The 9590-nt window shown below is 54.2% G+C and carries 7 protein-coding genes and 1 pseudogene; all 8 read right to left on the reverse strand.

Annotated elements, in window-relative coordinates:
- A partial coding sequence (locus tag ACOTXT_RS21650) for a type VI secretion system Vgr family protein (protein WP_421625445.1) occupies positions 1 to 715 on the reverse strand: 715 nt, incomplete at its 3' end.
- On the reverse strand, positions 712 to 3384 hold the full coding sequence (gene tssH, locus ACOTXT_RS21655; RefSeq protein ID WP_320733276.1) for a type VI secretion system ATPase TssH: 2673 nt from the start codon (positions 3382 to 3384) through the stop codon (positions 712 to 714). The genes ACOTXT_RS21650 and tssH, both read right to left, overlap by 4 nt.
- Before the next feature lie 163 nt (positions 3385 to 3547).
- Positions 3548 to 4039, reverse strand: coding sequence for an Hcp family type VI secretion system effector (locus ACOTXT_RS21660; RefSeq protein WP_023344630.1), 492 nt, complete (start codon positions 4037 to 4039; stop codon positions 3548 to 3550).
- Between the two features lie 3 nt (positions 4040 to 4042).
- Positions 4043 to 5722 carry an OmpA family protein gene (locus tag ACOTXT_RS21665; RefSeq protein WP_320733277.1) on the reverse strand — a complete coding sequence of 560 codons (1680 nt, stop codon included), beginning with the start codon at positions 5720 to 5722 and terminating at the stop codon, positions 4043 to 4045.
- Entirely contained in the window at positions 5722 to 6411 is a 690-nt protein-coding gene (tssL, locus tag ACOTXT_RS21670; protein WP_021241776.1) for a type VI secretion system protein TssL, short form, read from the reverse strand. The genes ACOTXT_RS21665 and tssL overlap by 1 nt, the downstream gene beginning before the upstream one ends.
- On the reverse strand, positions 6408 to 7757 hold the full coding sequence (tssK, locus tag ACOTXT_RS21675) for a type VI secretion system baseplate subunit TssK (protein WP_021241777.1): 1350 nt from the start codon (positions 7755 to 7757) through the stop codon (positions 6408 to 6410). The genes tssL and tssK overlap by 4 nt, the downstream gene beginning before the upstream one ends.
- A 13-nt stretch (positions 7758 to 7770) precedes the next feature.
- Positions 7771 to 9315: a type VI secretion system contractile sheath large subunit gene (tssC, locus tag ACOTXT_RS21680; protein WP_025912767.1), complete on the reverse strand. Its 1545-nt coding sequence runs from the start codon at positions 9313 to 9315 to the stop codon at positions 7771 to 7773.
- A 32-nt stretch (positions 9316 to 9347) separates the two neighbouring features.
- Positions 9348 to 9590: pseudogene (locus ACOTXT_RS21685) on the reverse strand (hypothetical protein); the annotation flags it as partial.

Genomic DNA, 9590 nt, shown 5'->3' on the forward strand with positions numbered 1-9590 from the left:
CGGTCTGAATATCCCAGATGCTCTCCTGCCCGCTGTCACTCATCCCGGCCTGGTTGCGTAATGGCAGCGTGACGCCAAATTCATACTGCTGCTGACTGTCCTGAAAAATCACCACGTCCTGTTCAAGACGGCTGTCCATTTCATAACGCCAGTAAATGCCCACTTCGGCAAGCAGGCGCTGGATAAACGCAAGGTCAGTTTCCCGCCACTGGGTGATGAGCTCCCGAGACGGATATTCGCGGGAGAGCCGGAACTCAAAGTCCTGTCCTTCCAGACCGTGTTTACGCAGTACCTGTTCAACGACTTCGGTGACCGACAGGTTGAGATAAATCTGGCTGCCCTTTGTAAAGCCAAGAAGCGCGATACGGGGAACCAGCGTCAGTGCGTAACGGGAATCCTCACCGGATGTGGATATCCGGCGAAATGACTCCACCACCCCATAAACCGTCCGGACCGGCAGCGCCGGTGTTCCGTCAAACACCGGGGTCTGAAAAGTGAATGACGCCGGCTTCAGCAGCAACGTGTCGCAGGCAATATCCGCCGAGGAGCAGGTAACCGCCACGTCATACCGCCAGGGCTGGCTGAGGGACTCCACCGCGCTGTAACGCAGAACATCAAGGAAATGGCTGCATCCATGAACGTCAACACGATACCGTGACTGCCCTAAAAGCGGTTGCACCCTGTCGGTTGCCTTATTGATCAGCGAACCGCTCATAACGGTTCTCCTTCTGCCTGTGCGTCAAACGCCAGCACAATGCCCTCTTCCTCATTCCAGGTCAGCTGTAGCGAGGACGGCTTTTGTTTGACCGCCATATGGCTTAATAACTGCTGGCTCAGAACCGGCAGGATCTGCTGATTAAGCAGGCTGTCCACATTGCGGGCACCGGTATCCGGCAGCAAACACGCCTTCGTCAGCTTGTCGATGAGGCTTTCGTCAATATGCGTGGAAATGCCGTAGTGACGTTGCAGACGCGTGCTCACCTGTGCGAGCTTCATGCCGACGATGGTGCGCATGGCATCCATTGCCAGCGGGCGGTATATCACCGTCTGGAAGCGAGCAAGCAGTGCTGGCTGGAAATGATCGCGCAGGATCGGGCGTAACAACTCATGCAGATCGCTCTCAGTGGCTTCTGGCTGCTCATCCAGCAACTGCATAAGCGGATCACTGCCCAGGTTGGACGTCATCAGGATCACGGTGTTGCGGAAATCAATTTCACGCCCTTCCCCGTCCCGCATAAAGCCCCGGTCAAAGACCTGATAAAACAGGTTCATCACATCCCGATGAGCCTTCTCCACTTCATCGAGCAGCACCACGCTGTAAGGCCGCTTACGGACTGCCTCGGTGAGTATTCCCCCCTGACCATATCCTACATAGCCCGGAGGTGAGCCTTTCAACTGCGAGACCGTGTGCGGCTCCTGGTATTCAGACAGGTTGATGGTAATGAGCGACTTCTCACCACCATACATAACGTCAGCAAGCGCCAGCGCGGTTTCCGTTTTGCCCACTCCGCTTGGGCCCACCAGTAAAAATACACCCTGAGGTCCGTTTTCCGGCGTCAGGCCGGTTTTTGAAGCCCTCAGACGCTGGGCGATGGCATTAAGGGCAGGGCTTTGGCCGACTACACGAATTGCCAGCTGCTCTTCCAGCGTCAGCAATTCGGTTTGCTCATCTTTCATCAGCGACGAGAGAGGAACCCCTGTCCAGTCGGCGATAACGGTCGCAACGGTGCGGACATCAACATCCAGACCCAGTAATGGGCTGTTATTCTGTACCAGTGCCAATTCCTGCTGGAAGGCAGAGATCTCCTTCTGACGACTGATGTCTTCACGGCAGGCTTTCAGCGAGTCGGTGAGCTGCTTTTCAGTTTCATACTGTGACTGAAGGGCTGTTTTCTGTTGGTTAAGATTAAGAGTAAGTTGTTCGATCTGCGGCAGACGGCTGGTATCAATAGCGTTACCCAGAGCAATATCCTCCAGTAACTCCTGTTGTTCTATTGCCAGCGATGTCAGTTGGGCCTGCAACCGGGTAAGCTGTTCTGGTAGTGTATCCAGGCTCATCCGCACCCGGGCCGCAGCGGTATCTAATAAATCCACCGCTTTATCAGGCAACTGGCGACCTGTCAGGTAGCGGCGGGAGAGAGTCACCGCTGCCCGGACGGCCTCACCGGTAATATGCACGCCGTGATGTTCGGCGTAGCGGGATTTAAGACCGCGCAGCATCAGGCAGGCTGTGTCATCATCGGGCTCATCAACCTTGACCATCTGGAAGCGACGCTCCAGAGCAGCGTCACGTTCGAAATACTGCTTGTATTCACTCCAGGTAGTGGCGGCGATGGTACGCAGTTCGCCACGCGCCAGCGCCGGTTTCAGCAGATTAGCCGCATCTGCCCCGCCAGCTTGATTACCCGCCCCGATAATGGTGTGCGCCTCATCAATAAACAGCAGCACCGGTACAGGGGATTGCTGTACCGCATCGATGATATTTTTCAGACGCTGTTCAAATTCCCCCTTCACACCGGCACCTGCCTGAAGCAAACCCAGATCCAGTGTCCTGACGATGACAGGCTTAAGACTTTCGGGCACATTGCCCTCGGCAATACGCAGCGCCAGGCCTTCTACCAGGGCCGTTTTGCCAACGCCGGGTTCACCAACAAGGATCGGGTTGTTCTTCCTGCGTCTGGAGAGAATATCCACCATCTGACGGATTTCGTTATCGCGCCCAAAGACCGGGTCAATCTTTCCTTCCCGGGCACGGGCAGTCACATCAACTGTAAAACGATTGAGAACGGACTCTTCCTGTGAAACGGCAGGCTGCGCACTTCCGCCTTCAGCCTGATATTGTGCCTCATGCTGTAACGGTGCAGCCCGGCCAATAATGCTGACATTGCCAGACTGCTCACTGAGCGCAACGTCATGCCGCTCATCCGACTGGGCTTCCAGCAGGGGACGTAACCTTTCCAGCTGGCTGGTGGTTAGCGTCATTAAAGGCCAGAGGCCATCACAGCGTGTCAACCCTGACGTTTCAACCATGGCCATAAGCAAATGTATGCTGCGGATCTGCTCATCTCCTGCGAGCGTGGCGGCAAGCCAGGCCTGTTTCAGCAGGGTCTGGAGGGAAGCAGAAAGCTCCGGGCGTGTGCGAACTGAGCGAGGCTGTGCATCCAGCCAGCTCAGAAGTGACTGCCAGACGGCATCCATATCCCATTCATAGCGTCGGGCAAGAACGGTCAGGTCACCTTCCCCCTGCTCCAGCAGTTTCAGCAGCCAGTGCTCAGGCGTGATTTCTGCATGCGCACGGGTCTGACATAAAGAAGCCGCCCCCTCCAGTGCTCTGGCGCAATAAGGGTTAAGTCGTCGTAGCAGGACTGCTGAATGATGTTCCATGTCGTTCCCTCTTGTTCAGGCACGCTACCGCCCCTGGCCGTCAACCGATGCCCATAAGGTTCATGCCGATAAATTGTGAGACTGCTCTGCAAAGCGTCCTTCTGAAAGGCGCTGTGCGGAGCAAAACAAAAAGGCGGACAGAAGGGATCTGCCCGCCAGAGTCTTATGCTGTGGTGCGTTCGTTCCAGGAATCGGAATGAATGATGTTGCCGTCTTTGTAGGTCCAGGTGATTTTTTCGTAGCGCAGTTCGATCTGCTCAAGGTGGTTATGCTTCTCGAAGGAGGCATCCTTGATGTCGTGCATTTTTGGTGCAACTTTCACCAGCTTGACGTTTTCCAGCTTGGTGTTGAAATACTCAACTTCCTGGCCTGCGTCATTGATTTTGTACCACTTGAATTCAGCAGACTTCAGGGTCTGGCCCGTGGTCACGGCTTTGTAGAGGTACGGGCTGGAAGAGTCGATTTCTTTGGTAAACAGGAACGGCGTGTGAATACGGGTGCCGGTCAGTTTGCCAGTATTGTTATCGGTCGGGATGTACAGGCTGTGTTCCTGAGCAACAACTTCGATGCTTCCTTCGCGATCTTTCACATCTACGGAACCCTTAATGTCAGCGCCGCCATCGTCTTTCAGCCACAGATAAACTGGGATTGCCATGTTTTACTTCTCCATTTCTTTAGTTGAAACGTCACGTACATCCTGTGACGCGTGTTTTGCGCCTGGCAAACGACAGGCGTCAGCCTGCGGTACCAGACTAATCTCGACACGCCGGTTATGCGCACGGCCATCAGGCGTGTCGTTTGATGCAATCGGTCGGCTGTCACCGTAACCCTGCACGGCAAAGCAACTTTCCGGTACGTCCCCGGTATCACGCATCCAGTTACGGACGGCCTCAGCTCGTTGTAAAGACAGGGTCTGGTTGAGCTGAACGCCACCGGTATTGTCTGTGTGGCCGCTTACCACGATGAGCCAGTCTGGTCTGGCCTTGATTCCGACCAGCGAGTTGACCAGCATTTTGGTGGAGCCCGGTTTCAGCACGGACTTACCGGAATCAAACAGCGACATGCTGTCGAGACGAACAATTTTCGGTACTGGTTTTGGTTTAGGTGCTGGTGGAGGCGTCCAGGTATCGATAGCCTGTTGCAAGGCCAGCCACAGTCGTTGGCCCGGGTAATAGCCCAGGCTGTAACGCAAAGGTTCACCCTGGCGCTGCCAGCGTTCAAGCAGGAGCGCATCCTGCTTCAGGGTGGCCAGTGATTCTGCCTTAGGGCGATAGTGGTTCATCGGGATTGCATTCCAGCGCTGTAAATCGGCACTCACCTGACGGATCAGGTCACGATTATTGAGCGCAGAAATACCCAATGCGGTCAGGGCACACAGCCACACCAGCAGGATCAGACGACGGGTACGCTGTCCCCCCTGCACAGGTGAAGCAAAAGGTGCCAGCAGCGGCAGAACCGCGTCCGGAAACAAACTTGCCGGTGCTGTCTGCCCTGGTTTTCGAAAAAACTGTAAACAGGTGAGGGTATATAGCCAGTCGGCCCAGACTGACTCTGTACCGGGAAGGACGGTACCGAGGCGCATTGCCACAGAGAATGTTCGTTCTGGAGGCGTTAACCGATCAGGCTTTTCCAGCTCATCAGTAAGCGTATTACGGATAAAGGAAAATGCCTCACTGACGGCTGGCAGTGCCAGGATATTGTCTTCCGCCTGCTGCCAGTCGATGAATGCCTGCGGCGAATCATTTACCGGACAGACAATCGGTTTATCACCCCGAACGATTATCCAGGGCGTTTCTGGCCCGGAAAATTCGGCACACAACACAACCGGCAGAGTGAACCCCGTCAGGGATTTAATCTGTTTACACTGCTGGCGGAGCGTTTTCAGTGTGGAACGAAGAACGGCTTCATCCTGGTGATGGTCTGGCAGGCAGCGGTACATAACCGATAGCTGACCGACATGGCGCGGGAACTGCGTCTGTATGCTACGGACAATGTCAGTTAACCGGCAGATGTCACCAGCCCGTAACCACCATCCCTGGGCTGTTTTACGCAGAAAGTTTCCCTGAAACAACGCATCCAGCATGTCACCACACACCAGTACAACGGGGCCCTGGGAGTCGAGTAATGGCAGTTCAGCAGCCGACAGGGTAGCATCGGATGAAGGCTCTACACGCCGACAGTTGTTAAAAACATACCAGCCTGCCAGCAGGAGAATCAGCAGAGTGGTCAGGCTTTTAAACACGTTGCCTGTCGGGATGAAATACCACAGCAACCACAGCAACGCTCCAACGGCTACGAAGGTGTGCAGGATTACCGGAATGATGACTGATCTACGCATTAGCCATGCAGCTCCGGTATTTGTGCTGATAACAGGGCCTGAAGCCACAATTGACCCCCCCACCAGATAACTCCGGTAAGAACGACGGCTAGCGCGATCCAGAACCATACTGAGCGCATCAGACTCCAGCGATGTTTCCCCATCCGGTGAACAACCAGAGACAGGTCTGCATCAGGCGGAGAAACTCGCTCAGAAAGGGCTTTTTCTACCTCATCACGCTGCGACTGGCTGACCGCCTTGAGGCTGTATAATCCCTGAAAGCCTAGCGCAATCACACGGTGATAACAGGTTAAAACGGCCGGGTTCGGTGAAGGCTGACGCAGAACCTCTGCAATTCGATCCCACAGCGCTTCACCTGCACGAAGTGAGCCAAAAAAACGAGCCTGAAGAGGAGCTTTACGCCAGGCGGCCTGACCATCATCAACTTTCGGCTCCTCATCTTCCTCACTTTTTTCAGGCTTACGGCTCATCACTGTCTCGTCCAGCAGAGCACATTGTGCGTAGGAAATATGCTCGACACTGGCATCGTCATAACCGGCACGTTCCAGCGCTTCCCGCACACTTTCAACCTGTTTAACGCATTTGTTGTAAAGCGCAGCGCCATTAAGCGTGACGGCGCCTTTCTTAAGCATAGTGACGGTAAGCCAGGTCTCCGCCATCAGCTGGTCGATATCGATATCCTTTCTCATGAGCGCAATACCGCAAACAGTTCAAGTTCCAGAGCACCAAGTAATTCAGGCACATAGAACATACACACGCCCTGCTCCTGCATTTCATGCGCTGCGGGGCTTTCCATATCAAGCGCGAAGTACTGGTTTTCCATACGTACAGGCAACGCTGCCGGAACTCTGCTGACGGGAATCAAAGGGATCCCCTTCAGCGCAGCGCCATAGATCTCGCGGACATCATCAGGTGAACCCGCCTGGCAGAGAGCAGGGAATTTCTCGGCAACCTGCCAGGCCGGGATATCAGAGCGCACAGAGAGATAAAGGTCGGCCTCTTCACGCAGACGGATATCGTGGAGGTTGGCCTTCCAGGTCTGTCCGTCCGGGCGGGACATTTCCAGAGCAATGACACGTGATGGCAGACTGGCCTCCAGCAAACCTGTGATCAGGTCAAACAGCGGGGGAAACGCATTGGCCGGTTCCTCATGGTCATAACCCGGTATGGCGTCAAGATCATGGTCCAGTGAAAAAGTCAGCATACTGCCTGCCAGACGTGCAAGCTCCGCCCAAACCTGTTCAGGCGGACGGGAAGGAAAACGTTCGTATTCTGTCAACACTCTGGCGTGAGAATTCAGTGCATTCAGCAACCAGAAAAGGGAAACATCGGCGACAGCAAAATCGGCGAGCCTTTCGTTGCTCTCACGACGCATCGTCATCAGACGCTGGCGTCGGGACCGTAACTGACGATTGAGCAGCATCAGACGTTCGCGCAGGACTGAGCTTGCCCCAAATGACGCCACTGAAGGAATAAAAGACGGATCCTGTCGCCACGCATTTTGCCCATCCCGGATCAGTCTTGCTACCGAGCACACTTTCCAGGAATCATTGCTTTCATGGGCAAACCGGATAGTGAAATTAAACCGGGCAACTGCCACGGACTCTTCTTCAGAGCCAAAGGCATCCTGCAATGTTACCCACTCTTCCCGATAGCGAAGTGGCCTGTCTGCACTGACCCCCTCCTGTTCAACATTAACCACCCCTGGCTGCATATGGGGAAGTGCAATGACGACAGTTACCGCATCACGACCTGCCAGTTGGCTGGCATCTAACTCACGCGGCGCCGGAGGCAGATCGCTCGTTTGCGCATCAATAAGTGAGCCATCTTCCAGCCAGAGGCGTAACTGCGTAATCTGGATCAGACCGGACGATAGAAGATCGTCATTAAACTCAATCTTTTCCACACCCCAAGGGAATGGGGATGCCAGCGCTGATATACCAGCACTGCGAAAAGACTCCCATTCAGCCTGCTGCTGGAACTGTTGAGGGGACAGTAAAGCCCCCTCGTTCCACAGTGGACGATAAATTTTCATCCCTGCCCTCGCCTTACGATTTCGCTTTCGGCATCTGGGAAACCAGCGACAGGTTGACGTCCATCCCTTCCACCTGGAAGTGCGGAATCGCATACAATTTCACGCGGAAAAAGCCCGGGTTATCTTCAATATCTTCCACCACAACTTTTGCATCACGCAGTGGATGAGACGCCTGCAGTTCGTCACCCGGATCGGTCATTTCGGTTACCAGAGTGCGGACCCAGGTGTTCAGCTCCAGCTCCAGCAGTCGGCGATCCTTGGTGGTACCGATGTTCTCGCGCTGAATCAGCTTCAGGTAGTGGGCGATACGCGACAGCAGGAAGATGTACGGCAGACGCGCGTTGATGCGGCTGTTGGCGGTCGCATCAGCGGTGTCATACAGCGCCGGTTTTTGGGTGGAGTTCGCCGAGAAGAAGCAGGCGTAATCGCGGTTTTTGTAATAGGACAACGGAATAAAGCCCAGATTCGCGAATTCGAATTCACGCGTTTCAGGGATCATCACTTCACTCGGGATTTTTACCTGATTGCCGGTACCCAGGTCATACAGATGGATAGGCAGATCCTGAACCGCACCACCGGCCTGCGGGCCACGGATCTGTACACACCAGCCATTATTGATGAAGCTACGCACCATGTTGGACGCGAAGGCAAACGACGCATTCGTCCACAGGTATTTGTCGTGATCCGGACCTTTGACTTCTTCGACATAGTTGAAGCTGCGAACCGGAACGGTATCCGGGCCATACGGCAGGCGTCCCAGTACGCGGGGCATCACCAGACCAATGTAGCGAGCGTCGTCCGTATCGCGGAATGATTTCCACTTGATGTACTCGGCGCGATCAAAATAGTTGCCAATATCTTTAATCGCAGCGACGTCTTCCATTGACTCCTTGAGGAAGAATTTCGGGCCTGCTGAGCCGATAAACGGCATATGTGCAGCTGCGGATACTTTTGAGATGTTGCGCAGCAGAGCGACATCCTGCGCTGAAGCATCGAACTCATAAGCGGAAATCAGCGCCGCAATCGGCTCGCCGCCAGGGGTATCATATTCATCAATATAGGCGTGTTTATACAGGCCACTCTGGATGATTTCCGGGCTGTCTTCAAAGTCCTGGCGCAGCTCTTCTTTAGACATGCTCAGAAGCTCAATTTTCACGTTCTGGCGAAAATCCGTTTTATCAACCAGCGACTTCACGCCGCGCCACAGGCTCTCAACCGCCTGAAACTCTTCATGGTGCATAACGGCGTCGAGCTGGCGGCTTATCTGGTAATCGAGCTCAGCGATGTGATGATCGATCAGGCTTTTATCCAGTTTTTCGACTTTCGAGCCTGCCTTGGTCAGGCATTCCAGAAAGACCTGCATACCTGCTGTCAGACGCTCGTCAGCGGTCGCATCGGACATCGCCTGTGCATCTTGCCAGATGTCCAGCGCACTCAGCTCGGAGACAGGATTCAGATTGATTTTCTCAAACAGTGAGGCGTATACACCACCCACAGCAGGACGTTCCAGCACCACGCTTTCCCCGCCAGCAATATTATTTTGTACAGACATGAGCATTCCTTGATTAATCCGTTAAAACAGCATGATGGTTAAGGTTGTTTTGAAGCCAGTGCGGACAGTTCATTTCGCAACTCAGCACTAAGCGACTGGTCAACAACGATTTTTTCCAGCTCTTTTCGGAAAGTCTGGTTATCCAACAGGTTAGGGAAGTTGCGATTAAGTGGTCCGCAGCTCCCGATATGACGCCCCAAACCGTCCTTTATCGACGTCCTGTGGCTCAATTTTCCAATTTTCAGCCCAAAATCGTCTCTTCGTGGCTGATTTTGGCCCTG

The sequence above is a fragment of the Enterobacter cloacae complex sp. IR5422 genome, from assembly GCF_049238165.1.
GTDB classification, from domain to species: Bacteria; Pseudomonadota; Gammaproteobacteria; order Enterobacterales; family Enterobacteriaceae; genus Enterobacter; species Enterobacter roggenkampii.

What these genes read in the sequence shown, in the direction of transcription:
- tssH (WP_320733276.1), bottom strand. Translation starts at nt 3,384, where the DNA reads ATGGAACATCATTCAGCAGTCCTGCTACGACGACTTAACCCTTATTGC.
- ACOTXT_RS21660 (WP_023344630.1), bottom strand. Translation starts at nt 4,039, where the DNA reads ATGGCAATCCCAGTTTATCTGTGGCTGAAAGACGATGGCGGCGCTGAC.
- ACOTXT_RS21665 (WP_320733277.1), bottom strand. Translation starts at nt 5,722, where the DNA reads ATGCGTAGATCAGTCATCATTCCGGTAATCCTGCACACCTTCGTAGCC.
- tssL (WP_021241776.1), bottom strand. Translation starts at nt 6,411, where the DNA reads ATGAGAAAGGATATCGATATCGACCAGCTGATGGCGGAGACCTGGCTT.
- tssK (WP_021241777.1), bottom strand. Translation starts at nt 7,757, where the DNA reads ATGAAAATTTATCGTCCACTGTGGAACGAGGGGGCTTTACTGTCCCCT.
- tssC (WP_025912767.1), bottom strand. Translation starts at nt 9,315, where the DNA reads ATGCTCATGTCTGTACAAAATAATATTGCTGGCGGGGAAAGCGTGGTG.